This window comes from Streptomyces thermoviolaceus, from assembly GCF_045209695.1.
In the GTDB taxonomy this organism is placed as follows: Bacteria; Actinomycetota; Actinomycetes; order Streptomycetales; family Streptomycetaceae; genus Streptomyces; species Streptomyces thermoviolaceus.
Map to the genome: position 1 here is coordinate 5,888,861 of NZ_CP109280.1, position 24,419 is coordinate 5,913,279.

Consider the following 24,419-nt stretch of genomic DNA (forward strand, 5'->3'; position numbering starts at 1 on the left):
CGCAGGCCCGCCGCACCGGATCACGACGAGGTCCCGGTGACCTCGTCGAGGAAGTCACGGATCACCCGGCTCAACAGGTCGGGGCGTTCCAGATGCAGGTCGTGTCCGGTACCGGGAACGCTCACGCCCCGCAGTCCGGGCTGCCGGACGAACATCTCGTCGACCTCCCGCGACTCGACGATGCCGCGCTGCGCCCACACGGCCAGCGTGGGGCAGGTGATGCCGCTCCACTCCTGCCAGAAGGAGCGCCGGGCGTTCTCGGCCAGCGACGCCACCATGACGTCCCGGTCGAAGCGCGGCCACCATCCGTCGTCCCGCTGCTCCAGCCCGGCGGCCCAGCCCGCGCCGACGGCTCCGCCGCCGAAGAAGCGGGCCGCGGCATCGCGCGACGGGAAGGGCACCGGCCAGCTGTCCAGCCAGCCACCGATGCGGGACGGGACGTCGGGACCGTCACCGCCGGGCCCCGCCTCCACGCACACCAGCGCCCGGACCAGGCCCGGGTGGGCGGCAGCGGTGAGCAGGGCGGTGTGCCCGCCCAGGGACTGGCCGACGAGCACGGGCCGGTGCAGCCCGAGCCGTGCGGCCACGGTGACGACGTCGGCGACGTAGGCGGCGCGGCTCACGTCCCCGGGGTGGCGTTCGCTGGCCCCGTGGCCGCGCTGGTCGACGGCGACCACGTGATACCGGGGACTCAGGGCGCGGGCGATCCCGTCCCACTCGCCCGCGTGCCCGGCCAGCCCGTGGAGCAGGAGAACATCGGGTCCCCGCCCCGGCCAGTCACGGCAGACGAGACGTGTGCCGTCGCGTTCCACGGTGCGCTGCGTCCAGGCCATGGCGTGTCCCCTCCTGGGCTCGGTCGGGTCTCCTGCGCTCGGTCGAGTCGTCGACGCTGCCTGGACATGATGACGGCCGGCGGGCGGAGGGGCAGGGGGCGGTCCGGGACGCGGGGCCGGGCGGCCGCGGACGCTTCGCGGCCGCCCGTGCCCGCGGCGGTCGGCCTGCCGTGCCGTGGCACGGCAGGCCCGGTCACCGGGTGGGCGGGGGCAGCAGCGCCATTTCCCGGGCGTTCTTGACGGCCTGTGCCATGCGGCGCTGCTGTTGGCGCGTCAGACCGGTCACCCGGCGGCTGCGGATCTTCCCGCGGTCGGAGATGAACTTCCGCAGCAGGTCGGTGTCCTTGTAGTCGATGTAGGTGATGCCGGCCGCGTCCAGCGGATTGGCCCGCCGACGCTTGGCTGCCTTGCGCCGGGCGGCGGTGGAGGGGGACATGATGAGCCGGTCCTCTCTGTCAGGTGACGTCGTCGCAGGACGGGTTCTCGTCAGGTGACGGGTGTTCGTCGGACGACGCGTCGGGGTGACGGGTGTTCGTCGGACGACGGGTCCGGGTGACGGGTGTTCGTCGGACGACGGGTCGTCGTCAGGCGGCGAAGTCGAGCAGGTCGTCGAAGGCGTGGGGGAGGTCCTGCCAGCCGTCCCGTCCCGCCGCGTACTCCTCGTCGGTGAGCAGGCAGGAGTCGAGCAGGTGCAGCAGACCGTCCCGGTCCAGGCCCGGTGAGGTGAAGGTGAGGTACTGGCAGCGGTCGCCGTGCTCGGGGTGCCAGTCCAGGGACGCGGCGAGCCGGCGTTCGGCGGGCACCAGGTCCCAGGCGGCGTCGGGCAGAGCGGCCAGCCAGGGACCGGCCGACTCCACGCACAGCGCACCGCCCGCCGCGTCCCAGGACAGCAGGGCGTCCGGGCGGTCCGCCAGCCAGAAGCGGCCACGGCTGCGGGCGGCCGCGCACGCCAGATCCTCCAGCGCCGCGTACAGGCGCTGCGGGTGCAGGGGTCGGTCGCGCCGCCAGACGACGGTGCGCACGCCGTGCGCGTCGCACTCCTGGGGCAGCAGTGCGGACGCCGGATGCACCCGGGCGGCGGCCGTGGTCACGTCGAACCCGGCCAGCAGCGCGGGCCCCAGCAGGCCGCTGCCCACGCGCACCGTGTCGGCGCCCGGCGTGAGCTGGGCGAGCAGTTCGAGATCGCTGTCCGCGGTCTCGCCGGCTCCGGCGAGGGCGAGCACCGTGGGGTACTCCAGCTGCCGGGCGAAGGTGTCGGACACCGTCCGCTGATCGGTCGGTGCGGCGGCCAGCCCGACGTCCGCGAGGTCGTCGCCGCAGGACAGATACGGCAGCACCAGGGCCGGGTCGACGGCGGTGGCCACCCCGGTGAGCCGCAGCGCCGCGCCCGCCCCGGCGACGACCGAGGCCATGGCTTGCGGCTCGACGGAGTCCCACAGTTCGACGACGGCCATCCGGTGCCGGCCGGCCTCGGCGAGTCGTACCAGTTCGGGGACCAGGTCCTCGCGCAGCGCACAGCACGCGCAGTCGTCGACCAAGGGCGCGGAGCCGCTGTCCAGCAGCCCGCCGGCGTCCCGGACGGTCCGGCGCACCGCACGGTCGGCGGCGTGCGTCAGATCGTGGTGCAGGGCCACCGAGCCGGGGACCGTGCCCAGGATCTCCTCGACCGCCGCCCGGCGCGCGTCGGCGTGCAGTCCGGCGACGAGCGCGACCGGCAGCCGCGTGTCCTCGCCGCTCACCGCCCGCTCCGTCCGTGGCCGTAACGCCGCTCGAAGCGTTCGACGCGTCCGGCGGTGTCCACGACCCGCCGGTTGCCGGTGTAGAAGGGGTGGCTCGCCGAGGAGATCTCGACGTCGATGACGGGGTAGGTGTGGCCGTCCTCCCACTCGACGGTCTTGTCGCTGGTGGCGGTCGAGCGGGTCAGGAAGGCGAAACCGGCGGCCCGGTCACGGAAGACGACGGGCCGGTACGCGGGATGGATACCGGACTTCACGGATCTCAGCGCTCCTCACGGAAGTCGACGTGGCGCCTGACGACCGGGTCGTACTTGCGCAGCGTCAGCCGGTCCGGGTCGTTACGACGGTTCTTGCGGGTCACGTAGGTGTAGCCGGTGCCTGCGGTGGACCGCAGCCTGACGACCGGCCGGAGTTGGTCACGGGCCATGCCAGGAACCATACAGGATTGATTTTCATTTTCATCTAGGGCTAGGGTGCGGGCACTCGATCCGAGGAGGAACATGTCCGCCCACTGCCAACTCACCGGCCGCAGCCCCGGCTTCGGGCACCGCGTCTCGCACTCCCACCGACGCGGCAAGCGGCGCTTCGACCCCAACATCCAGCGTCGGCGCTACTGGCTGCCGAGCGAAGGCCGCTACGTGCGGCTGACCCTGTCGGCCAAGGGCATCAAGACCGTGGACGCCATCGGCATCGAGGCCGCGGTGGCCCGTATCCGCGCCCGGGGGGAGAAGATCTGATGGCGAAGAAGAGCAAGATCGCGAAGAACGAGCAGCGACGCCGTGTCGTGGCCCGCTACGCCGCGCGCCGGGCCGAACTGAAGGCGGTCATCGCCTCGCCCCACGCCTCCCCGCAGGACAAGGCCGCCGCACAACGGGAACTGCGCAGGCAGCCCCGGGACGCCAGCGCCACCCGGGTGCGCAACCGCGACGCCGTGGACGGGCGGCCACGGGGCCATCTGCGGGCCTTCGGCCTCTCCCGCATCCGGGTGCGGGAGATGGCACACGCGGGCGAACTCCCCGGGGTCACCAAGAGCAGCTGGTGACCCGCCGCCCGCGCGCGGCGTGCCGGGGTGCGGGGCGCGGGCCGGGGCGGGTCACTCCGCCGGTGTCCCGCCGGCCTGGGCCGGCACCCCGGCCGCCCGGTGGGGCGGGGCCTCGTCCCCGGGGATGCCGAGCAGCCCGGCCACGGTGGTCAGGGCCGTGCCCAGGGGCAGTGCGATCCGCGCGGCGGCGTAGCGATCGCCGCGGGTCACGTCCCGGTTGACGATCAGCACCTGCTTGCCCTCCTGGGCGGCCTGCCGGACGAACCGCAGGCCGGACATCACGGTCAGCGAGGAACCCAGGACCAGCAGCGAGGTCGCCTCGCGGACCAGCGCGCGGCAGCGTTCGACCCGGTGCTGCGGAACGGCCTCGCCGAAGAACACCACGTCCGGTTTGAGGACGCCCCCGCACCGGGCGCAGGACACCACCCGGAAGTCGCCGACCTGCTCGTCGGTGAGGTCCGCGTCGCCGTCCGGGTTGATGCCGGCGGCCACCGGGTTGAAGCCCGCGTTGGCCTGCTCCAGCCGCCGGGCCAGCTCCCTGCGGGATACGACCGCGCCGCAGGACAGGCACACCACCCGCGCCAGGCTGCCGTGCAGCTCCACCACGCTCCGGCTGCCGGCGGCCTGGTGCAGGCCGTCGACGTTCTGCGTGATCAGGCCCGAGAGCAGGCCGTGCCGCTCGAACGCGGCCACGGCCCGGTGCCCGGCGTTGGGGCGGGCACGGCCGAAGCTGCGCCACCCGAGGTGGCTGCGCGCCCAGTAGCGGCGCCGGGCCTGCGGGTCCGCGACGAACTCCTGGTAGGTCATCGGGGTGTGCCGGCTCAGGGTCCCGCCCTCGCCCCGGTAGTCGGGGATGCCGGACTCGGTGGAGATGCCGGCCCCGCTGAGCACCAGCACGCCGCCGGCGCGCAGTGCCTCGACGACCGGTCGCAGATCCGTGGTGGCGCTGGGCAGGTCCTCGTCGGGGATCCAGCTCAGGGTGGGCCGCATACGCATGCCGCCAGGGTACGGAACGGGCCGCGACCGGTGGCCGCCCGCGTCGTCGTCCGGGCCGGCCGCGGTGTGTGCCGGGGGCACCGGCCGCGCCTTTCGTGATGCGCCCGCCCGCGTCATCCGAGACCCTCCTCCGACCGGGACAGCGCATCGGCGATCATGCGGGTGGCGAAGGCGTGGTCGTCGGTGATGCGGTTGATGTGCTCCGCGAGCAGGAAGGCGGTGGCCTCCAGCGCGGTCAGCTCCTCGTCGGACCAGTCCCCGTACTGCCGGCGCCACAGGCTGGGGCTCAGACCCGTCCCCGCGGCCACGACCAGGCCCGCCATGGTGGGGATCACCTCGGGCCGCACGCTCTTGGGCATCCTGCGCATCGTCGCCACGAGGCTGGGCACCACACCCGCGATGACGTCCTCGTCGTGGTCCTCGTAGGCCATCCGCAGCCACTGCATGAACATGAAGATGAGGGTGCAGACGCCGTCCAGCACGCCGTCGACCCCCTCGGGCCCCAAGGACGCGGCGAACTGGCCGACCAGCTTCTGCTGCACGGGATCGGCCTGCGTTCTGCCGTCGCGCACGGCCGTGAGCCGGGAGTCGATCAACAGCAGGGCCGCGCCCACATCACCGGCGGGGGCGTATTCGGGATCACAGGGCGACGACAACGGGTTCCTCCCTCGTGCGACCGCGGTGGGCAGCACCATGTGCTCCGTACCGTAGACCGGCCGACCGCCGGCGGTCCGGCGAATCGGGAGAAGAACGGACGGTGGTGTGAAGCGTCGCCGACCCGGGACCACCGGTACGGCCCGCGGACAGGACCCGCCCCGCACCCGGCCGGGGGAAGGGGCCGGGGGAGAGGGGACGGGCCCGCCCGCCCCGCCCACCACGCCTCAGGGCCTCTCCTGCGTCACACGCACCGGGTCGAAGGTCACGACGGTCACCGGGCCCCGCGTCCAGTGCACGCGCACCACCGGGCCGTCCACGGTCACGCCCGCGACGGCCTCGGCGGTCGGCGCGCCATCGGCGTCCCCGCCCAGCGCGGCCAGCGCCACGAACACCGCCGTGCCCTCGACTCCGGCGGACAGCCGGGGCACCCGCACCCACGGTTCGTACGCCGTGCCCTCGGGCGCGCGCACCCGCTCGGCCCCGCCCCAGCCGTGCAGGCCGGCCAGCTCGGACCGCAGCGTCTCCGTGGCCCAGCCGGTGAGGGTGACCCGCGCCCCGTGCGGCGCCCCGACGACACGGTGGACGCGCAGCTCGTGCCGCCCACGGGCCACGGTCACGCTCTCCACCCGCAGGCCCGGCACCATCGGCGGCCCGGAGACGAACACCGGACGGTGCCAGGACGCCGCCCAGCCCCATCCCTCGCCGTCGCCGGCGCCCAGCGGGTGGATGCGCCGCCGCACGCTCGGCACGCCGGAGACCTCCACCGACAGATGGTTGTCGGCCACGTTCGCCCGCGAGGTGGGCCCGGTGTGCGTGGAGTACGCCTGCCGCCCGTACAGCGGGTCGTCCCCGGCCGCCGTCTCGCCCTCGTGCGGCCGCACATGATCGCTGCCGTGGTTGTGCAGGCGCACGATCCCGTCGGCCCCGGTGGACTGCACCAGCAGCCCGGGCGCGGGCAGGGCCTTCACCCGGTCGGGGCCCTCGCTGGGCGCCCGTTCCTCGATCGCCGTCCACAGCGGATCGTCCTCGGGCGCGAGCAGCGCCACGAACGCCTTCGACGCCCAGTACGGGGACGCCGGACCCGAGTAGGGCTGGAGCGTGGCCGCGTGCGGGCCGTGCCAGCCCAGGCCGAGCAGCCCGTCGCCGGTGACGGCGCCCCGGTCCAGGAAGTAGCGCAGGCTGCCGCTGATCAGGCGGCGCGAGGTGCCCGGGGTCAGCGGGGTGTTCCCGGTGACGGCGCCCAGGCCGACCGCCGCGGAGGCCGCGAACCGGTAGGTCAGCGAGCGGCCGAAGTGGATCGGTGCCCCGTCGGCGCTGAACAGGAGCGAGAAGCTCTCCAGGTGGGTGCGCAGCCGCGGCCCGAAGCGGTCCAGGAGCGCCTCGTCGCCGCACAGGTGGGCGATCAGCACGGGATACAGGTGCAGTGCCCATCCGTTGTAGTGGTCGAACGCCCGTCCGTCGCCGTCCGCGTACCAGCCGTCGCCCCGGTACCACGTCTCCATCAGCTCCAGCGCCCGCTGCCCGGCCCGCTCGGTCGCCTCGTCGCCGCGGCCCACCGAGGTGAGGAACGCGGCGACCGTGAAGGGGAAGAGGTACCAGTTGTTCGGGGCCGGCGTGTGCGTCAGGGCGCCGCGCAGCCAGGCCTCGGCCCGGTCCTGCACCTCCTCGTCGAGCCGGTCCCACAGCCAGGGCCTGGTCAGCAGCAGGCCGAGCGCCACCGACGCGGACTCCACCATCGGCTGGCCCTGCACATCGTGGTCGAGGATCAGCGGCCAGGACTCCGTGTCGTCCCGGCCCGGGGTGCGGGTTCCCGCAGCCAGCCCGGACGCGTACCGCTCCAGCCAGCCGTGCGGGTCCTTGCCGCCGGCGCCCGCCACCCGGAAACCGGCCGCCAGGAACGTCCGGGCGTAGCCCTCCAGGCCGTCGGAGCGGACACCGGACCGGGACGGACGGCCCGGCAGATCGAGCAGGGCACCGCCGGGAGTCGCCCAGCGCCAGGCGGCACCGAGCAGCCCGTCCGCGACCGCCTCCCAGTGCGCCCGCACATAACCGGTGTACGGGCTGCGCGTACGGTCCTCGGCGGGCAGAGCGAAGGGGATGCCCGGACCGGGAACGTTCATGCCAGCAACGCTCATGCCAGGAATGCCAGCCTTTCGCGTCGTACGGGATGGGCGAAGCCGTCGCCCGCGGCCCATCGGGCCACCTCGGCGACGGCCGTCTCGGCGAGCCGCTCCCACTCGTTGCCCTGGGAACCGGCGAGATGCGGGGTGATCAGCACGTTCGGGCAGTCCCACAGCGGATGACCGGGAGGCAGCACCTCCGGGTCCGTCACGTCGAGCACCGCACGGATACGGCCCGCGCGCACCACGTCGGTCAGCGCCTCCTGGTCGACGACCGCGCCGCGCGAGGTGTTGATGAGCGTGGCGCCCGGCCGCATCGCGTCCAGCAGAGCGCGGCCGACCAGACCGCGGGTGGCGGGCAGCAGCGGCGTGTGGATGCTCACCAGGTCGCTGCGGGCGAAGAGCGTCGGCAGATCCACCCAGCGCGCGCCCAGTTCGGCGGCGTCGGCCTCGCTGACGTACGGGTCGTACAGCAGCACCTCGAGGTCGAAGGGGCGCAGCAGCTCGATCACCCGCCGGCCGACCAGGGAGGCGGACACAATGCCCACCGTGCTGCGGTAGTTGCCCACGGTCCGCGGAAGGCTCAGCCAGTCGTCGCGCCGACGGGTGTTCCGGAAGGCACGGGCCCGCTCCAGCACCTGCTTGCCGTACAGCAGGATCATGCCGAGGGTGTACTCGGCGACCGGCAGGGCGTTGGCCGCGGCCGCCGACGACACCTCGATGCCGCGCTCCCAGCAGGCGTCGGTGACATGCCCGCGCACCGAACCGGCCGCATGCACGACCGCCTTCAGGTGCGGAGCGGACGCGAGGACGCCGGCGTCCAGCGGCGGGCACCCCCAGCCGGTGACGAGCACCTCGACCTCGGCGAGGATCTCGCGGGCACGCGCGGTGGTCAGATCGTCGAGGGCCGGCAGCGGGGCCAGGTCGCACACCTTCCCGAGCGCGGTCAGCGCCTGCGGCGGGAAGACGGCGGCGGCCGCCTGCGGGGACATGGCGAGAGCCGTACGCGGTGTCCTCACTTGACCGCCCCCGCCGTCAGACCGGACCGCCAGAACCGCTGGAGCAGGACGAACGCGAGGATGAGGGGCAGCACCGCGAGCAGCGAGCCGGTGATCACCACCGGGTAGTACTCGGGGGAGACGGTCGCCTGGCTGTTCCACTGGTAGAGCCCCAGACTCAACGGATACAGGTGCTGATTCGACAACATCACCATCGGCAGGAAGAAGTTGTTCCAGATCGCTGTCAGCTGGAAGAGGAAGACGGTGACCAGCCCCGGCCCCAGCATCCGCAGCGACACTCTCAGATACGTGGTCAACTCGCCGGCTCCGTCCACCCGTGCCGCCTCCAGCACCTCGTCGGGCACATACCCCTGCGCGAAGATCCGGCCCAGGTACACACCGAACGGGTTGAACAGCACCGGGACGAACACCGACCAGAAGGTGTTCACCACACCCGTCTCGGACGCGATGAGGTACAGCGGCAGCGCGAGCACCGTCTGCGGCACCATCACGGCCGCCAGCACCAGGCCGAACAGCTTCTCCTTGTGCCGGAAACGGTACTTGTCGAAGGCGTATCCGCAGGCGACGCTGATCATCGCGCCGAGCGCCGCGCCCAGCACGGCGTACAGCAGGCTGTTGCCGTACCAGCGCCCGTACAGCCCGCCGTCCGTCGTCAGCAGATCCCTGACGTTGCTCAGCAAGGAGAAGTCGCGGAACGACAGGAGGTCGCTGGTGAACACGGCGTCACGGGACTTCGCCGCCGCGAGCACCAGCCACAGCACCGGCAGCAGCGTGTACAGCACACTGAGCGCGACGACGACGTTGACGGTGGCCCGGCCCAGCAGGCGCGGGCGCAGCGGGGCGGGGTGTGCGAGGCTCATCGGGCGTTCTCCTTCGCCGCGTCGACCCGGTTGGTGAAGCGGGTGACCGCGTAGGAGACGGCGATGGTGACCACGAGCAGGATCACCGACGCGGCAGCCGCCAGGGAGTAGTTGGTGCGGCTGAAGGCCGCGTCGTAGATGTACATGCTCGGCGAGAACCGGCTGCTGACCATTGGTGAGGCCTGATGCAGCAGCATCGGTTCGGTGAACAGCTGCAGGGCCCAGATCAGCGTGAACATCGACACCATCACGATCGAGGACCGCACCAGCGGCGCCTTGACCCGCACCGCGGTGCGCACCGGCCCCGCGCCGTCGACCACGGACGCCTCCAGCACCTCCCGGGGGATCGCCTGCAGGGCCGCGCAGAAGACGACCATGTTGTAGCCGAGGTTGCTCCACAGGGCGATGTTCACGATCGACGGCAGCGTGGTGTGCAGGCCGAGGAAGTCCACCGTGATGTCGGCCTCGGCGAGCGCCGCGACGACCGGGCTGATCCCCGGGGTGTACAGGTACAGCCAGATCAGGGCGGCGATGATGCCGGGCACCGCGTGCGGCAGGAACAACCCCAGCTGCGCCCATGAACGCAGCCGCACCACACCGGAGTCGAGCAGCAGGGCGAGCGCCAGGGACCCGAGCACCATCAGCGGAATGTAGAGCACGCAGTACAGTGCGACCGTACCGATCCCGGACAGGAACGTCGGGTCGGTCAGCACCGCGGCGTACGACCGCAGTCCGACGAACACGGTGCGCTCCGGGCCGAACCCGAGGCCGGGCTCGTCGGCACTGAACAGGCTCAGCCACACCGCCGTGCCCAGGGGCACCAGGAAGACGAGGACGAGAAGGAGGAAGAACGGCGTCATCAGCACACCGGCGGCGGCGTTGCGGTGGCGCCGGGCCGAGCGCTGTGCCGCGCGCCCGACGGTACCCGCCGCACGGGGCGGTGCGGTGCGCGGCGACGCGGCGTGGGTGGTCGCGGTCATGGTGTCACCTGCCTGTCGGCGTGCGGGGGGTTCACGTCGAGTGCTGGGTGGTGGCCAGGCCCAGTGCCTTCAGATCGGGCATCGTGCCGGCCTGCGCGGCCCGCATCGAGGACAGCAGGGTGCCGGAACCGGCACCGGCCCGGGCGAACGCGTCCTGCATGATGGAGCCGGTGGCGGTCATGCGCGGCCCCCACACCCAGCCCTTGCCGATCGTGCGGGCCTCCTGCTCGAACAGCCCGTAGATGTCCTGGCCCCCGTAGTACGTGCGGTCGAACGCGGCACGGCCCACCGGCACCAGCCCGGTCGCCGCCGGATACATGCTGCTCGTGCCGCTGGACAGCCGGGCCTTGAGCGCGTCCGGATGCGACACCTGCCAGGCGATGAACTCCATGGCGGCCTCCGGATGCCTGCTGTCCTCGGTGACCGCGAAGGTCGAGCCGCCGTGCATGCCGAGCGCCGGCCGGGAGGGGTCCCACTGGGGCAGCGGGGCGATGCGCCACTGTCCCTTCTGCTCCGGGTGCGCGTTCATCTGCGCGCCCGCATCCCAGGCGCCGCTCAGCCGTGTCAGGATCAGGCCGTTGCCCACCTGCGCGTCGTACAGGCGCGAGCCGGTGGCATTGCAGTGGACGAGGTCCTCGTCGATGAGCCGCTGCCAGTACGCGGCCACCTTCCGGGTGGGTGCGTCCGCCATGGACACGTTCCAGGCACCCCGGGAGATGTCGAACCACTGCGCCCCGGCCTGCCAGCACAGGGCGGCCATCAGCGTCATGCCGTCGGTGGGGAAGACGGTGATCCTGCGGTCCCCGCCCGTGCGGCGCACCGCGCGGGCCACCTCGGCGAACTCGTCCCAGGTGGTGGGCACGTCCAGGCCGAACCGGTCGAACAGGTCCTTGCGGTAGTGCAGCACCATCGGCTCGACGTCGAGCGGCACGCTGTAGACGCGCCCGTCGAAGGTCGTCTGGTCCAGCGACTGGGGCAGCAGCTCGGCCCGCAGCTCGTCGCTCACCGCACCGGTGATGTCCCGGACGACGCCGTCGATCACGAAGCCGGGCAGCTGGGGATACTCGATGGTGGCGATGTCGGGCGCGTTGCCCGCCCGCGCCGCGTTGCTCAGCTTCAGATACCCGCCCTGACCGCCGGCGGGTATCTGCTCGAAGTCGACCCGGATGTGATCGTGTGTCCTGTTGAAGGCATCCACCACCTCCTGGCTGCCGCGCAGCGCGGACCAGAAGGTGACGGTGGTTCTGCCCTTGGTGCCGGATGTTTCGCCACTCCCCGCTCCGGTGGACGCGCTGCCGCTGCCGGAACAGGCGCTCAGGGCGCCCGTCAGCGGCAGCGCGCTGATGGCGGCGAGCACGGATCGACGACTGTGTCGACCGGGCATGGGCGCCTCCCGCGGCTCCTGCGTGTCGAGTCACGGGAATACTGATCGGCTGCCCCGGTCAGGTCAATAGATCGATCAGGAGAAACCGAAAGCGGTCAAACGCTCACCTCGTGGGGAGTGTTCGACCCCGGTCAGCCCTGACGAGGTGCCGTCGAACCGCGCACCTGCAGCGTCGGCAGCAGCTCCACCCGCTGCACCGGCGCGCCGCCCGCCCGGGACGTGCCCGCGTCCAGCCGGCGCAGCAGCAGTTCCGCAGCCGTCCGCCCGACCTCCGCCTTCGGCGGGGACACCGCGGTCAGCGGCGTGCTGCCCAGCGCCGCGACCACATCGTCGTACGCGATCACGGAACAGTCCTCCGGGACCCGCACCCCGTTGTCCCGCAGCGACTGCACCAGCATCAGGGCGTCGACGTCACCGTGCAGCACGGCCGCCGTGGCCCCCGTCCCGGCCATCAGGGTGTGCAGCGCCACCGGCTCCGCCGTGCCCTCGTCCGCCGGATCGGGCGTCGCGGCGGGCGAACTGAGCGTCACCGCCCACGCGTCGACGTCCGGATGGGTCTCGGCGATCTCGGCGAACGCGGCACGGACCGTGCGCGCGGTCGGACTGTCGTCACGGGCGGCGAGCACGATACGGCGATGGCCCAGCCGCGTCAGATGCTCCACGGCGAGATGCACGCCGTACCAGTGGTCCGTGCACACACTGTCCAGGGCGTGCAGCGCGCTGCCGCGCCGCGGCCGGCGTTCCATGAGCACGGCGGGCACGTCCAGGTCCGACAGCCAGGCGTAGTCCGCTTCCTCCGTGGCGAGCGCCCGCCACCGCGGAGCAATCAGAACCCCGCGCGCACCGTCCGCCAACGCCCGCTCCACCAGCGGACGTTCGGCCCCTGCGGCGGCCGGTGCGATGTGCAGCGCGATGCGCACCCCGGCCTCCTCCAGGACACTGCGCGCACCGTGCAGCGCCTCGTACAGATACGCGTGACGCTCGGGCACGACCACGGCGACCGGTCCTCCGCCGTCGGCCGCGGGCTGCGGCTCGGTGCCCTGTCCGGCCTCCGGCAGCACCGACCGGGCCACGCCGTGCCCGCGGCGCAGCTTGCCCTCGCGGGCCAGGTGCTCCACGTCGCGGCGCACGGTGACCACCGACACCTCCAGCTCCGCGGCGAGATCGCTGACCCGGATGGCACCCCGGGACTGCACGGCCGCGAGTATCCGCTGCCGCCTGAGCCCGACCGGTTCGCGCATGCTGCTGGTTCCCCTCACAACCCGCTGTTCGTTTGATCGAATGCGCTGTGCGCTTCGCCGGGGCAGCATATCCAGCCGCCACCCGGCGCCGGAGTGTGCGCCGGGGCTCGGACCTCGGGCGGGCGGCGGCGAGGTGGTGCACCCGGATCCGCTCCGCGTGCGGCCCGAGCAGGCCCCGCAGGTCGTCGACCGCGGTCGCGAAGACACGGCCGTCGCGGGTGGCGTGCACGCTCTGGCAGGACGAGGACGACACGGGTGGCGTCCTCGGTGAGCACGGCCGCGTGCGTCCACGGCACGGCAGCACCCTGCACTGGTAAAGTGGAGGTATCCCTCCACTGTAGTGGAGGTTTTCCTCCGGTTCGATCGTGCCCGCCCCGGGAGGCAGCCGTGACGCCCCAGCCGTTCCCCGTCAGCGAGATCGTGGCGTCCAGGCGGCCGCACCGGAAGGACGCCGCCCGCAACTTCGACGCCCTGCTGGCCGCGGCACGCGCCGCCTTCGCCGAGCACGGTGCGGAGGCATCCCTGGAGGACATCGCCCGGCGCGCGGGTGTCGGCATCGGCACCCTGTACCGCAACTTCCCCACCCGTCGCGATCTGTTCGAGAGCGTCTATGCGGACGAGGTGAACGAGCTGTGCCAGGTCGCCGAGGAGGTCGCCGGGCTGGAGCCGTGGGAGGCGCTGACGGCCTGGCTGGACCGGTTCACCGGCTACACGGTCACCAAGCGTGCCGTCCGTGAGGCCCTCGACGGTGACGCGGAGATCTTCCAGGCCTGCCGGAAATCGATGGAGGCGGCAGGCGGTCCGCTGTTCGAACGGGCCCAGCAGGCCGGTCAGGCCCGCCGGGACATGTCCTTCGACGACCTGCTGAGGATGATCGCGGGGATCGCCGCGACCGCCTTCGACGACGAGGACCAGCGCCGCCGGGTGCTGTCCATCGCCCTGGACGGGGTCCGCGCGAGCCGCTGAACGCGGCCTTCGCCGGCCAGGAGCGGGACGGCACGCTGCACGTCCACGGCCTCGACTGCGGCGGCTCGTTCACCTCGTACGCCTCGTTCGGCACGATCGCCCCCGGCAAGGCATCCGTGATGGACGTCCTGTTCGACGCCGGGACGCAGCGCACCGTCGCGACCTGTGACAACACGGTGATGACGGCGCGGGGTGACGTTTTCACCCGGTCACCCGGTCACCCGGTGCACGGGCAACAGGACGGGGGAAGCACGACCATGTGTCCCGACGGGCGGTTGCCCCTGTCCACCCTGACGAGGCGTCGCCCGTCGGCCGACCCGCGTGCTGAGGCTCCCTCACCCGTCCGACGCTCAGGACGCGCGCGCCGCGCGGCGGGGCCTTACTGTCGAAGTGCCTGCGGTGACAGGACGCAGGGTCAGGGCGGTCCCCGCACGCAGCGCCCTGGGCTGGGACCGCCCTCTGCGTCCACGCTGCCGGACACCGGCGGCGGGCGCCACGCCGCGGGCCCGGCCGGCGGAGGACCATCCGCCACGGCTGGGAAGGGGCGACCCCACGGGCGGAAGGATGGCGCAGGACCTCCCGGCCATGGCGCAGAACCTCCCGGCCATGACGCAGGACCTCCCGGCTATGCGGAGGCCGACGTGCCCGCCTCCGGCGGCAGGCTGGGCCGTCCGCTGAATCCCGAACGGTGGAGCACCGCCGCGAGGTGATCGGCGAGCAGCCGCCGGGCCTCGGCCGGGCGCTGTTCGTGCAGAGCCGTGGCGATCGCGGCGTGTTCCGCCACGTCCTGGGCGGCGTGCGCGGAACCGGCCGTGGCCGCGGCGGCGATCCGTTCCTGCTGGTTCCACAGCGTCTCGTACAGACCGGCGACCACCGGATTGCCGGCGGAGCCGACCAGCCGGCAGTGGAAGGTGCGGCCCAGCTCCCGTGCGCCGGACGGTGTGGTGCCCTGCTGCTCCTGCTCGCAGTCCCTCAGCAGTGCCCGACCGGTCTCGCGCACCGCCTCGGCACCCCGGGCGGCCAGCGCGTCCAGGGCGAACAGCTCCAGCAGCAGGCGAGCCTGCAGCACCCCGTGGGCGTCCTCGGGGCCCACCGGGACGACCACCGCGCCGCGCTTGGGGTACACGCGCAGGAATCCTTCGTTCTGCAGGCGCTGGAACGCCTCCCGCACGGGGGTGCGGGAGATCCCGAGATCGGCCGCGACGGTGCCCTCCGAGAGCAGGTCACCGCTGGTGTACACGCCGTCGAGGAGGCTTTCCCGGATGTGCGCATAGGCGCGGTCCGCGGCTTTGGGCTGGGTGGTCATGCAGGCATTGTGCCGCATACCGCTCCACGAAGTCCTCCACGTGGTGCACTTGCTTGCATACAAGTTGGCGTCTATGGTCGTATGCATACCGTCGGTGACGTTCCCCGAGGCGTCGCCCCCGGGCGTGTCCGCAGTCCGCCGGCGACCGTCAGCGAGAAAGGGCGAGGCCATGCGCACCGCGCTGTTCGTCACATGCCTCAACGACACTCTGTTCCCGCGCACGGGGCAGGCCGCGGTCAAGCTGCTGCGGCGGCTCGGTGTCGAGGTCGAGTTCCCCGCCGCGCAGAGCTGCTGCGGCCAGATGCACTACAACACCGGCTACCGGGCCGAGACCGCGAAGCTGGCCCGCCACTTCGTCGAGGTCTTCGGCGACTACGACCGGATCATCGTCCCCTCCGCCTCGTGCGGCGGGATGCCCTCGGAGGCGTACGCGATCGCGGCGGAGTCCGTCGGGGACGACGGCCTGCTGCGCGACGTCCGCAGCATCGCGCCACGGGTGCACGAACTGACGAGCTTTCTGACCGACACGCTCGGCGTGGAGGACGTCGGCGCGTACTTCCCGCACCGCGTCACCTACCACCCCACCTGCCACAGCCTGCGTGCCTCGGCGCTCGGCGACCGGCCCTACCGGCTGCTGCGGGCGGTGCGCGGCATCGACTTCGTCGAGCTGCCCGCCCAGGAGGAGTGCTGCGGCTTCGGCGGCACCTTCTCGGTGAAGAACGGGGCCGTCTCCGGGGCGATGAACGGGGACAAGGCCCGGCACGTGCTGGAGACCGGGGCGCACGTCCTGGCGGCGGTGGACAACTCGTGTCTGATGAACATCGGAGGCCGCCTCGCCAAGGACGGCCACCCGGTACGCACCATGCATCTGGTGGAGATCCTGGCCAGGACCGAGGAGGACGGTCCGCTGGACGGCGTGCCGGTCACGGAAGGGGAGAAGGTGCGATGAGCAAGGTGTTCCTCGACTGGCCGACGTTCCCCACGGCGGCCGAACGCGCCACCAAGGACGAGCAGTTGCGCGCCAATGTGCGCCGGGCCACCCACACCATCCGCGCCAAGCGGGGCGCGCTGGCCGCGGAGCGCCCCGACTGGCAGGACCTGCGCGACAGCGCGGCCGCGGTGAAGGACGAGGTGCTGCGCCACCTCGACACCTACCTCGAACAGTTGGAGGCCAAGGTCCGCGAGGCCGGCGGTGTCGTGCACTGGGCTCAGGACGCCGAGGAGGCCAACCGGTTCGTCACCGGCCTGGTCCAGGAGACCGGCGAGACGGAGATCGTCAAGGTCAAGTCCATGCTGACCGAGGAGATCGGCCTCGACTCCGCACTGGAGAAGGCCGGCATCAGCGCCCGCGAGACGGACCTGGCCGCCGCCATCGTGCAGCTCGGCGACGACCTGCCCTCCCATGTCGTGGTCCCGGCCCTGCACCGCAACCGCACGGAGATCCGCGACGTCTTCCGCCGCGAGATGGGCAAGCACGGCCGGCCGGCACCCGAGAACCTCGGCGACGACCCCGAGGAACTGGCCGAGGCGGCACGCCTGCACATGCGGGACAAGTTCCTCCGGGCGAAGGTCGCCGTCTCCGGGGCCAACTTCATGATCGCCGAGACCGGAACCCTGGTGATCGTGGAGTCGGAGGGCAACGGGCGCATGTGCCTGACCCTGCCCGAGACCCTCATCTCGGTGGTCGGCATCGAGAAGGTCCTGCCCACCTGGCGCGACTTGGAGATCTTCCTGCAGCTGCTGGCCCGCAACGCCACCGGTGAGCGGATGGCACCCTACACCTCCAGCTGGACCGGGACCACGGACGGCGACGGGCCGCGCACCTTCCACCTGGTCCTGGTCGACAACGGCCGCACCCGCGCCCTGGCGGACCCGGTGGGCCGGCAGGCCCTGCGCTGCATCCGCTGCGGAGCCTGCATGAACATCTGCCCCGTCTACGAGCGCACCGGAGGCCACGCCTACGGCTCGGTCTACCCCGGCCCCATCGGCGCCATCCTCAATCCCCTGCTCAAGGGGCCCGACGACCCCCAGACCGCCTCCCTGCCCTACGCCTCCAGCCTCTGCGGCGCCTGCAACGAGGTGTGCCCGGTCCGTATCCGCTTCACCGACGTCCTGCTCAAGCTGCGGTCGGACGTGGCCGAGGGCGACGCCGAGGTCAAGCACCCCGCCGAGAAGGCGGCGCTGAAGGCCGTGGCGGGCGTCATGCGGCACAACCCGCTGTGGAACGCCGCCGTCAAGTCGGCCGGCCGGGCCGGGGCGGTGCTTCCCTCGGACATGAACCTGCCCGGCCCGCTGCACGGCTGGACCGACAGCAGGACCATCCCCGAGATCCCCGCGCAGTCCTTCCGCACCTGGTGGAAGCGGACCGAAGGAGGTACCCGGTGAGCGCCCGCGAGGCCATCCTGGGCCGCATCCGCGCGGCCGTCGCAGACCTGCCCGACGACCCCGCCGAGGTGCCCCGCGCCTACCTGCGCGGCGCCCCCGGCATCACCCCCGGCGACCGTGACGCCGCCGTCGAGCTGTTCGTCACCCGCGTGACGGAGTACGGCGCGACGGTCCGCCGGGTGCCGGAGGCGGACCTGCCCGCCGCGGTGGCCGCGGCCCTCGACGAACGGGGCGCACGCACGGCGGTCGTCCCCGACGGCCTCGACCCGGCGTGGACGGCCGCATGGAACGGACAGGTCCGCCGTGACGTGCCCGCGCTGTCCACGGCGCAGCTCGATGCGACCGACGCCGTGGTCAGCGCCTGCGCGGCGGCCGTCGCCGACTCCGGCACGATCGTGCTGGACGCCGGCCCAGGGCAGGGGCGCCGTGCCCTCAGCCTGGTGCCGGACGTCCACGTGTGCGTCGTGCGCGAGGAGCAGATCGGTTCCGCCCTGCCCGAGGTGATCGGCCGGCTCGACCCGCGGCGGCCCATCACCTGGATCAGCGGCCCCTCGGCCACCGCGGACATCGAGATGATCCGAGTCCAGGGCGTCCACGGGCCGCGCAAGCTGACCGTGCTCGTCACACACTGAACCGCCTGCGCACCCCGCCCTTCGGCGGCCCCGGCGCCGGAGGCGTTCTTCCGAGCCGTCGGCCGCGGCTGACGGGCCGTACGGATCCGTGAGGAAAGCCGGGTCGGTGTTCCGGACCGGCAGGCGGGCGGGGACGATCCGAGGGGCACTGCCGACGGACGGGAAACACCGCGATCGGGGTGTTTCCCGTCCGGTCTGCCCACTCCGCGCCGTGACCGGACAGCGACCGCGAAGCGGCCCGCCGGCGAGGCGCCCATGACACCCACCGTGTCGCACGCGGGGTCACCGACAAGGGCGCCGACCACCGCTTTGTGGTCTTCGGTGATGGTGCTGAAGTCCCGCTCACTGAGGACCAGTTGAACAAAAGTGCTTGGCTTCGGGGGCGGAAGGCATCCTGGCCGCGTGCGAGGGGAGTACGGCGCCCCCGCGGGCGCCTGAACAGCGAAACGACTGGAGACCGTTCCCACCGCGTTCCGGAAACGGCAACAGACATTGCCCGGGCCGAGCCACCTCCGCACCCTCGCGGCGGCGGTGATCGCCATCATTCGCCGGTTCCGGGACGACGTCGACGGCGGCCGGATCTCCGACGGGCGCCCCCATGCAGGGTCGCCGCGTACCCCACCTACAGCTGTGGCCGCCTCAAGATGCGCAGTTCGCGCACGCACACTGGGCGCCTGCGCGGCCCGGGTGGCGAGCGCGGCGACGCCCGTGGCGAGCACGCCGACAGCGGTGAGGGCGACGACCGCCCAGAAGCCGCCCCGCCAGGAAGTGAAGTGGCTCAGCAGTGCACCGGCCGGACCGCCGGCCACCATGGCGACGCTGAGCCCGCTGACCACCACACCCGGGGCGCGGGCGGTGCGGTCGGGTGTGACGAGGCTGATCGCGGTGACCGCGGCGACCGCCCAGAACCCGGCGTAGGCGAGACCGTACAGGAAGCGGGTCACCAGCAGCACCGCGAAGCGGATGGCGCACCTTCCACAGCATCGGCCCGGACACCATTTGGGACGACACGATCGACACAGCGACCTGGAACAGCTCCACCATGCTGTCCGGCCTCATCGGGGACTCGGACGATGTGGCCGAGCTCCAGCCTTTCCAGCTGGCCCGGCTCCTACGCACGCACGGGGTCCCGGTCATCTTCTGCGCCGGTTGCGGCAATCCCATCACCGACCGTCACCCGCGATGGAGCGGTGTGTGGGTCTCGCCCAGCAACGACTGCGGCCCGCTGTGCGAAGCCCCCCACCCCTGCCCTGCGGCTCCCGGCTCCCCGGCTCGGGTGGGTTACCGACGCAGAGTTCGGCCACCCACACCACCCCGCACACGTGGGCGACTGAGAGACATGTGAGGCAGGGCCCGGCGGGGATCCTGACCGCTCGGGGATGATCAGACCCATCCCCGGCACGGCCGCCTCCTCGTTCGGGGCGGGGTAGAGCTTCGCGAGCCCATCCAGCAGCTGCGCATACGACCGCCAAGGGCCCATTCTCGAACCGCGGATCGGTGCCGCCCGCCCGGGTACCGGCCGACGCCGCCTTCCTCGCACCTGGCCAGCGCGACGTCGACGCCGACCTCGAGGTGGGCGCCGGACGGGTCGCGGCAGTCGGAGCGTAGGTACGCTGATCAGCGAAGACCCTGGCATCGTCCCTGGTAGCCCTCTGAAGAGGGCAGGCCATACCCCCAGGGTTCAGGCTTAGCGAAGGCCACCCGGGTCCTCCGGGTGGCCTTCGCGCTGTGCGGCAGGCCATGGCTCAGGCCGTGATCCCCCAGCCGCCTGCTGCGCTGCGTACGACGGCGTGATCACGGGGCGCGCGGGCCCGCCGCTGACCAAACCTACTGGTCGGCGATCGGAGCGGCGCTATCAACAGAGTGGGTTGGTCTCGGCGGACCAGAACACATGCGCGGACGGCGAGCTCGTGCCCCGCTTGGTGCGCCTGCTGGCACGAAGGGGCGAATGGCCACGGCAGGAGCAGTCATCGCCGCGTCGAAGGGGAGAACGGCGACTGCCGGCACCTCGGCCCACGCCGCGCCGGAACACCCCCGCGTCGGCGGGGAGAACAAGACGGTGTGGAATTCCACGGTGCGGCCCGTCGGAACACCCCCGCGTCGGCGGAGAGAACTTGGAGCCAGCCGCGATCTTCATAGAGACTGCCGGAACACCCCCGCGTCGGCGGGGAGAACCAGCGCCCGAGCACCAAGAGCGTGCCGACCGCCGGAACACCCCCGCGTCGGCGGGGAGAACGCCGACGGGCGCGAGGTGCGGGTCACCCATTACGGAACACCCCCGCGTCGGCAGGGAGAACGACTCAGTGGAAGCGGCTGTCCGGTACCGCGACGGAACACCCCCGCGTCGGCGGGGAGAACCGTCATGAGGTCACCGCCTGGGTCGTGGCCCTCGGAACACCCCCGCGTCGGCGGGGAGAACCGAATCATCCGGGACTGCGCCTGGCGGGGAGAACCACTTGGCTCTCGGTGTACTTGCCTAATGTGCCGGAACACCCCCGCGTCGGCGGGGAGAACGAATGTGCCGGAAGTTGAGGTTGTCGGCCTTCCGGAACACCCCCGCGTCGGCGGGGAGAACCCCAGCCCGACCCGGGCGGGGCGGCCGAGGGGCGGAACACCCCCGCGTCGGCGGGGAGAACTGGAGGAGAGGCTGAACGAGACGATCCGGCTACGGAACACCCCCGCGTCGGCGGGGAGAACTGGAGCCGGGCGGCATCCGGTGCGAGATCCGGCGGAACACCCCCGCGTCGGCGGGGAGAACGCCGTCAGGCGGCCGGGCATGGCTATCACGCGCGGAACACCCCCGCGTCGGCGGGGAGAACTCCGGCCCTAGATCCACGACGCGATGAGAGGACGGAACACCCCCGCGTCGGCGGGGAGAACTGGGCCCGCGGCCGCCGACGGCGTAATCACGGCGGAACACCCCCGCGTCGGCGGGGAGAACCGGAAGCGGTTCGAGCGGGCGTGGGGGATGCCCGGAACACCCCCGCGTCGGCGGGGAGAACGGCAGCTCCTGGCTGGCGCTGACGCCCATCTGCGGAACACCCCCGCGTCGGCGGGGAGAACCAGCACTCAAGGTCGGCCTGGACAGCCTGGATCGGAACACCCCCGCGTCGGCGGGGAGAACCCTTCCTGACCAGGCACTCAAGAGGGGCTTTGCCTTTTCTTTGCTCTGGTGAGCATGTCATCTAGGGATGGCTGAGGCTGCACGTCGTCACTCTACCGGGGGCTGGATGGCGGTGGCGCTGTCACTGGGAAGTGCTTGAATGCCGCCTTCGGTACTGGGACGGCATCTGCCCCGGGGGTGAGGACGATGATGGCGAGGCGACCGGGAGCGCCGGATGAGTCGGTGTGGGGTAAGTCGAGGGGGCTGGATCCGGCGCTGCCGCCGTATCCGTTGATTCGGCATTGTCTGGATGCGGCTGCGATGGCGCTGCATCTGTGGGATGCGTATCTGTCCGAGAATCAGCGGGTGAGGATTGCCGAGGGGCTTGGGCTTGTCGGTGAGGTTGAGCGGGCGAGAAGTGTTGTGGGGTTGTGTGCGGGGCTGCACGATATAGGGAAGTTGTCTGGTTTTCAGTTCTGCTCCGTGCATGCAGGCCGGTACCTGAGTGCTGAGCTGGCCGGCGATCGCTCGAGGATGATTGCGGAGCGGTTCGGGCATGATGTGGCCGGCATGGCGGTGGCAGGTGAGGTGCTGTCAGCCCTGGGGTTCGCCGCTGAGGAGGATGTCCGGTTCGCGGACCGGCTGGCCGAGGTCATCGCTGGTCATCACGGGCGTTTCCACCGTCTTGAGGAGAGCGTTGCTCCGGCTTTTCTCGGCGGGACTGCGTGGGCGCGGCAGAGGGGTGCGCATGCTGCGTCGGTGTATGGGCTGCTGGGGGCGCCGCAGGTGCCGGGGGTGTTTGAGGCTCCGGCGGCGGTGCTGGTGGCGGGGGTGGTGATTCTTGCGGACTGGCTGGTCAGCCAGTCTGAGTACCTGCGTATGCGGCAGCGGGGGCTGGAGCCGCAGCTTGCTGATCATTTTGAGCGTTCTGTCAAGGACGCGCCCCGTTTGCTGGCCGAGGCTGGGCTGGCTCGGGTGGGTCTGCGGCGTAAGGGGTTTGTGGAGGCGTACGGGCTTCAGGGTGGGCCTAATCCGCTTCAGCGATCGGTATTGGAGGAGCTGCGGGGGGCGGTGGGCGAGGGGCGTCGTGGCGGCATCATGCTTATTACCGCGGCGCCCGGTGACGGGAAGAGCGAGACGGCTCTGGAGGCCGAGCGGATTTTGTCGGAGCGTTTCGGTACCGAGGGGTACGCGTTTTTGCTGCCGACGATGGCCACCAGCGATCAGATGTACGGGCGGGTGGCGCAGGCGTTGCTGCGTCAGTCGGGCGAGGGTGCGGGGCTGACGCTGGTCCACAGTATGGCCTGGCTGAACAGTGCGTATGCCGATGAGCAGCTGGAGGCGTCGGATGTGCTGGCCTGTGAGGGTGACGAGGTCCGGCAGAGTGGGCTGCGGGCGGAGGTGCACATGCGGCCGCAGCGGTGGCTGCGTGGGTCCAAGCGGCCATTGTTGGCGCAGTTCGCGGTCGGCACGATCGATCAGGCTTTGATGGCGGTGCTGCCGGTGCGGCATAACGCGCTGCGGTTGTTGGCGTTGTCGGGGAAAACGTTCATTGTCGACGAGGCTCACGCCTACGACCCTTACATGCAGGTGCTGTTGGGCCGGCTGTTGAACTGGCTTGGGGCGTACGGGGTGCCGGTCGTGCTGTTGTCGGCGACGCTGCCGGCGTCTGTCAGCGACCGGCTGATCAAGGAGTACCTGCAGGGCGCGGGCCACAAGAGAAGTCTGCTGAAGGGGCGCTCATTCGAGGCGCCTTATCCGGGGTGGCTGTATGTCGACTTCGACGGTGAGAGCGTGCGGGAGAGCCGGATCTCTGATGCCCGGGGCCGGGCGCAGGCGCAGGCGCGGAGCATGAGACTTGAGGTGGTGGTCGAGCCGGTCGTTCGTGGCGGCGGAGGCGCGCGGGCGCGCAGGGCGGTGATCGAGCGGGTTTTGCAGCCGGTGGGCGAGGGGGAGGGTGGTGTCGCTCTGGTGGTGTGCAACACCGTGGGGGACGCTCAGGACACCTACCTCGCACTGCGTGAGCGGTTCGACAGCCGCTCGCACGAGGAAGGCGGGATGGTGCAGTTGCTGCATGCCCGTTTTCCTGGTGACGTGCGTGAGGCCCGCATGCGGGAGGTCACGGGGGGTCTGGGGCGGGGAGGTCCGCGTCCGGTGCGCCGGATCGTCGTCGCCACCCAGGTCGTCGAGCAGTCGCTTGATCTCGATGCGGACATCGTCATCAGCGACCTTGCGCCTTTGTCACTGCTGTTGCAGCGGGCGGGACGATGCTGGCGGCACGAGAACCACTGGATGGTGCACGGTGCCCCTGGCGGTCGCGGCCGCCCGGTGTGGGCGGGCGGGCCGCGTCTTGTGGTGCTCGACCCGATCGCGTGCGGTGGGGGAGTGCCTGAACAGTGGGGCGAGGTGTATTCCGAGCATCTCCTCGCCACTACCTCCCGGGTCCTTGCCGGGATCGAGGGAGGGGCGATTTCCATCCCGGACGATGTACAGGGCTTGGTCGAGGCCGTCCACGGAGACAGCCCGGCCTACAACTGGAACGACCCAGGTGGCCGGGAGGCGAAGGCCTGGGCGGCCCACAAGGGCAAGGAAACGGCGGAGCGCAGCATGGCTCAGCTTCGCGCCATCCCGCGCGCACGGAGCGTCCGGGCGCTGCACGATCTGCACCGGCTGCCCGGTGAGGAGGATGAGTGGGAGGTGTCCACGCGGCTTGGCGCCGACTCGGTGCGCCTGTTGTGTGCCTATGTGCAGCAGGATGGCCGGGTCACGTTGGATGTGGAGGGTGAGCGTCTGCTTCCCGAGGCCGGTTTGGACGGCACGATGCCGGTCTCGTCTGTGCGGGAGGTGATGCGCCGCACGGTTCCTGTCCGCGCCGACTGGCTTGCCGGGGCGGATTGCGGCAGTTTCGCCCCACCGGAGTCGTGGGCGGAGCATCCGCTGCTGGGGGACCTGCGCGTTCTCCGCCAGCCCGTTTTGTCGGGGAGGGTTCAGGCGGTGAAGGTCGGCGACAGGACACTGCGTCTGGACGACGACCTGGGCCTTGTCCGGAAATAACTCGCGTCCACGCCAGCCGGACACCCCCACTTCGGTGGGGAAGGCGCGGGTGGAAGTCACCCTCCCTGCTCTTCAACCGGAACACCCCCACCTTGGTGGGGAGGG

Annotated in this window: 21 protein-coding genes, 1 pseudogene and 1 CRISPR repeat array; of the genes and pseudogenes, 7 read left to right on the forward strand and 15 right to left on the reverse strand. The window is 71.8% G+C overall.

Features of this window, described 5'->3' with window-relative positions:
- Positions 1 to 20: 20 nt before the first annotated feature.
- The 5 genes from OG899_RS25725 to rpmG form a co-directional block, all read right to left on the reverse strand.
- Positions 21 to 833 carry an alpha/beta fold hydrolase gene (locus tag OG899_RS25725; protein ID WP_168132407.1) on the reverse strand — a complete coding sequence of 271 codons (813 nt, stop codon included), beginning with the start codon at positions 831 to 833 and terminating at the stop codon, positions 21 to 23.
- Between the two features lie 193 nt (positions 834 to 1,026).
- Positions 1,027 to 1,269 (reverse strand): 30S ribosomal protein S18, encoded by a 243-nt coding sequence (gene rpsR / locus OG899_RS25730; protein WP_125500813.1) that lies wholly within the window; start codon positions 1,267 to 1,269, stop codon positions 1,027 to 1,029.
- 148 nt (positions 1,270 to 1,417) lie between these two features.
- Positions 1,418 to 2,572: a GTP-binding protein gene (locus tag OG899_RS25735; protein ID WP_125500812.1), complete on the reverse strand. Its 1,155-nt coding sequence runs from the start codon at positions 2,570 to 2,572 to the stop codon at positions 1,418 to 1,420.
- Positions 2,569 to 2,826 (reverse strand): type B 50S ribosomal protein L31, encoded by a 258-nt coding sequence (locus OG899_RS25740; protein ID WP_125500811.1) that lies wholly within the window; start codon positions 2,824 to 2,826, stop codon positions 2,569 to 2,571. The genes OG899_RS25735 and OG899_RS25740 overlap by 4 nt, the downstream gene beginning before the upstream one ends.
- Positions 2,827 to 2,831: 5 nt before the next feature.
- The gene (rpmG, locus tag OG899_RS25745) at positions 2,832 to 2,996 is read right to left on the reverse strand and encodes a 50S ribosomal protein L33 (protein WP_125500810.1); all 165 of its coding nucleotides are present in this window, start codon (positions 2,994 to 2,996) and stop codon (positions 2,832 to 2,834) included.
- Between the two features lie 73 nt (positions 2,997 to 3,069).
- Between rpmG and rpmB the strand changes: the two genes are divergently transcribed.
- Together rpmB and rpsN are read left to right on the forward strand one after the other, a co-directional pair.
- On the forward strand, positions 3,070 to 3,306 hold the full coding sequence (gene rpmB / locus OG899_RS25750; protein ID WP_125500809.1) for a 50S ribosomal protein L28: 237 nt from the start codon (positions 3,070 to 3,072) through the stop codon (positions 3,304 to 3,306).
- Entirely contained in the window at positions 3,306 to 3,611 is a 306-nt protein-coding gene (gene rpsN / locus OG899_RS25755; protein WP_125500808.1) for a 30S ribosomal protein S14, read from the forward strand. The genes rpmB and rpsN overlap by 1 nt, the downstream gene beginning before the upstream one ends.
- 51 nt (positions 3,612 to 3,662) lie before the next feature.
- Here the strand turns inward: rpsN and OG899_RS25760 are convergent, their stop codons facing one another.
- The 8 genes from OG899_RS25760 to OG899_RS25795 form a co-directional block, all read right to left on the reverse strand.
- Positions 3,663 to 4,607 carry an NAD-dependent protein deacetylase gene (locus OG899_RS25760; RefSeq protein WP_125500807.1) on the reverse strand — a complete coding sequence of 315 codons (945 nt, stop codon included), beginning with the start codon at positions 4,605 to 4,607 and terminating at the stop codon, positions 3,663 to 3,665.
- A 113-nt stretch (positions 4,608 to 4,720) separates the two neighbouring features.
- Complete coding sequence (locus OG899_RS25765; RefSeq protein ID WP_125500814.1) at positions 4,721 to 5,263, reverse strand: hypothetical protein; 543 nt, start codon at positions 5,261 to 5,263, stop codon at positions 4,721 to 4,723.
- Positions 5,264 to 5,488: 225 nt separating this feature from the next.
- The gene (locus OG899_RS25770) at positions 5,489 to 7,384 is read right to left on the reverse strand and encodes a DUF2264 domain-containing protein (protein ID WP_168132406.1); all 1,896 of its coding nucleotides are present in this window, start codon (positions 7,382 to 7,384) and stop codon (positions 5,489 to 5,491) included.
- A gap of 11 nt (positions 7,385 to 7,395) precedes the next feature.
- Positions 7,396 to 8,376 (reverse strand): hydroxyacid dehydrogenase, encoded by a 981-nt coding sequence (locus OG899_RS25775; protein WP_125499808.1) that lies wholly within the window; start codon positions 8,374 to 8,376, stop codon positions 7,396 to 7,398.
- Positions 8,377 to 8,399: 23 nt separating this feature from the next.
- Complete coding sequence (locus OG899_RS25780) at positions 8,400 to 9,263, reverse strand: carbohydrate ABC transporter permease (protein WP_125499809.1); 864 nt, start codon at positions 9,261 to 9,263, stop codon at positions 8,400 to 8,402.
- On the reverse strand, positions 9,260 to 10,243 hold the full coding sequence (locus OG899_RS25785; RefSeq protein WP_168132405.1) for a carbohydrate ABC transporter permease: 984 nt from the start codon (positions 10,241 to 10,243) through the stop codon (positions 9,260 to 9,262). Before OG899_RS25785 ends, OG899_RS25780 begins: the two co-directional genes overlap by 4 nt.
- 31 nt (positions 10,244 to 10,274) lie before the next feature.
- On the reverse strand, positions 10,275 to 11,627 hold the full coding sequence (locus OG899_RS25790) for an ABC transporter substrate-binding protein (protein ID WP_125499811.1): 1,353 nt from the start codon (positions 11,625 to 11,627) through the stop codon (positions 10,275 to 10,277).
- Positions 11,628 to 11,758: 131 nt separating this feature from the next.
- Positions 11,759 to 12,868, reverse strand: a complete 1,110-nt coding sequence (locus OG899_RS25795) for a substrate-binding domain-containing protein (RefSeq protein WP_125499812.1) — start codon at positions 12,866 to 12,868, stop codon at positions 11,759 to 11,761.
- A gap of 387 nt (positions 12,869 to 13,255) precedes the next feature.
- Here OG899_RS25795 and OG899_RS25800 point away from each other — a divergent pair, with 387 nt between their 5' ends.
- Positions 13,256 to 13,834, forward strand: a complete 579-nt coding sequence (locus tag OG899_RS25800; protein WP_125499813.1) for a TetR/AcrR family transcriptional regulator — start codon at positions 13,256 to 13,258, stop codon at positions 13,832 to 13,834.
- A gap of 625 nt (positions 13,835 to 14,459) precedes the next feature.
- Here the strand turns inward: OG899_RS25800 and OG899_RS25805 are convergent.
- Positions 14,460 to 15,140, reverse strand: a complete 681-nt coding sequence (locus OG899_RS25805) for a GntR family transcriptional regulator (protein ID WP_125499814.1) — start codon at positions 15,138 to 15,140, stop codon at positions 14,460 to 14,462.
- A 169-nt stretch (positions 15,141 to 15,309) separates the two neighbouring features.
- Here OG899_RS25805 and OG899_RS25810 point away from each other — a divergent pair, with 169 nt between their 5' ends.
- Genes OG899_RS25810 through OG899_RS25820 form a run of 3 tightly spaced genes read left to right on the forward strand, consistent with a single transcriptional unit; the run spans position 15,310 to position 18,157 of the window.
- Positions 15,310 to 16,089 (forward strand): (Fe-S)-binding protein, encoded by a 780-nt coding sequence (locus OG899_RS25810; protein ID WP_125499815.1) that lies wholly within the window; start codon positions 15,310 to 15,312, stop codon positions 16,087 to 16,089.
- Positions 16,086 to 17,525, forward strand: coding sequence for a LutB/LldF family L-lactate oxidation iron-sulfur protein (locus OG899_RS25815; protein WP_406311177.1), 1,440 nt, complete (start codon positions 16,086 to 16,088; stop codon positions 17,523 to 17,525). Before OG899_RS25810 ends, OG899_RS25815 begins: the two co-directional genes overlap by 4 nt.
- Positions 17,522 to 18,157 carry an LUD domain-containing protein gene (locus tag OG899_RS25820; RefSeq protein ID WP_125499817.1) on the forward strand — a complete coding sequence of 212 codons (636 nt, stop codon included), beginning with the start codon at positions 17,522 to 17,524 and terminating at the stop codon, positions 18,155 to 18,157. The genes OG899_RS25815 and OG899_RS25820 overlap by 4 nt, the downstream gene beginning before the upstream one ends.
- Positions 18,158 to 18,819: 662 nt before the next feature.
- Here the strand turns inward: OG899_RS25820 and OG899_RS25825 are convergent.
- Positions 18,820 to 19,110, reverse strand: a pseudogene (locus tag OG899_RS25825) (MFS transporter); the annotation flags it as partial.
- Between the two features lie 1,071 nt (positions 19,111 to 20,181).
- A CRISPR array of direct repeats spans positions 20,182 to 21,281; the repeat unit is 29 nt; unit sequence CGGAACACCCCCGCGTCGGCGGGGAGAAC.
- Positions 21,282 to 21,470: 189 nt separating this feature from the next.
- On the opposite strand from OG899_RS25825, the gene OG899_RS25830 reads away from it, so the two are divergent.
- The gene (locus tag OG899_RS25830) at positions 21,471 to 24,314 is read left to right on the forward strand and encodes an HD domain-containing protein (protein WP_168131684.1); all 2,844 of its coding nucleotides are present in this window, start codon (positions 21,471 to 21,473) and stop codon (positions 24,312 to 24,314) included.
- Positions 24,315 to 24,419: the final 105 nt, after the last annotated feature.

Bases quoted from the DNA above. Each gene is read 5' to 3' on its own strand.
- OG899_RS25795 (WP_125499812.1), bottom strand. From the start codon at position 12,868: ATGCGCGAACCGGTCGGGCTCAGGCGGCAGCGGATACTCGCGGCCGTG.
- OG899_RS25760 (WP_125500807.1), bottom strand. From the start codon at position 4,607: ATGCGTATGCGGCCCACCCTGAGCTGGATCCCCGACGAGGACCTGCCC.
- OG899_RS25725 (WP_168132407.1), bottom strand. From the start codon at position 833: ATGGCCTGGACGCAGCGCACCGTGGAACGCGACGGCACACGTCTCGTC.
- rpmG (WP_125500810.1), bottom strand. From the start codon at position 2,996: ATGGCCCGTGACCAACTCCGGCCGGTCGTCAGGCTGCGGTCCACCGCA.
- rpsN (WP_125500808.1), top strand. From the start codon at position 3,306: ATGGCGAAGAAGAGCAAGATCGCGAAGAACGAGCAGCGACGCCGTGTC.
- OG899_RS25805 (WP_125499814.1), bottom strand. From the start codon at position 15,140: ATGACCACCCAGCCCAAAGCCGCGGACCGCGCCTATGCGCACATCCGG.
- rpsR (WP_125500813.1), bottom strand. From the start codon at position 1,269: ATGTCCCCCTCCACCGCCGCCCGGCGCAAGGCAGCCAAGCGTCGGCGG.
- OG899_RS25810 (WP_125499815.1), top strand. From the start codon at position 15,310: ATGCGCACCGCGCTGTTCGTCACATGCCTCAACGACACTCTGTTCCCG.
- OG899_RS25770 (WP_168132406.1), bottom strand. From the start codon at position 7,384: ATGAACGTTCCCGGTCCGGGCATCCCCTTCGCTCTGCCCGCCGAGGAC.
- OG899_RS25785 (WP_168132405.1), bottom strand. From the start codon at position 10,243: ATGACCGCGACCACCCACGCCGCGTCGCCGCGCACCGCACCGCCCCGT.
- rpmB (WP_125500809.1), top strand. From the start codon at position 3,070: ATGTCCGCCCACTGCCAACTCACCGGCCGCAGCCCCGGCTTCGGGCAC.
- OG899_RS25790 (WP_125499811.1), bottom strand. From the start codon at position 11,627: ATGCCCGGTCGACACAGTCGTCGATCCGTGCTCGCCGCCATCAGCGCG.
- OG899_RS25830 (WP_168131684.1), top strand. From the start codon at position 21,471: ATGGCGAGGCGACCGGGAGCGCCGGATGAGTCGGTGTGGGGTAAGTCG.
- OG899_RS25815 (WP_406311177.1), top strand. From the start codon at position 16,086: ATGAGCAAGGTGTTCCTCGACTGGCCGACGTTCCCCACGGCGGCCGAA.
- OG899_RS25775 (WP_125499808.1), bottom strand. From the start codon at position 8,376: ATGTCCCCGCAGGCGGCCGCCGCCGTCTTCCCGCCGCAGGCGCTGACC.
- OG899_RS25780 (WP_125499809.1), bottom strand. From the start codon at position 9,263: ATGAGCCTCGCACACCCCGCCCCGCTGCGCCCGCGCCTGCTGGGCCGG.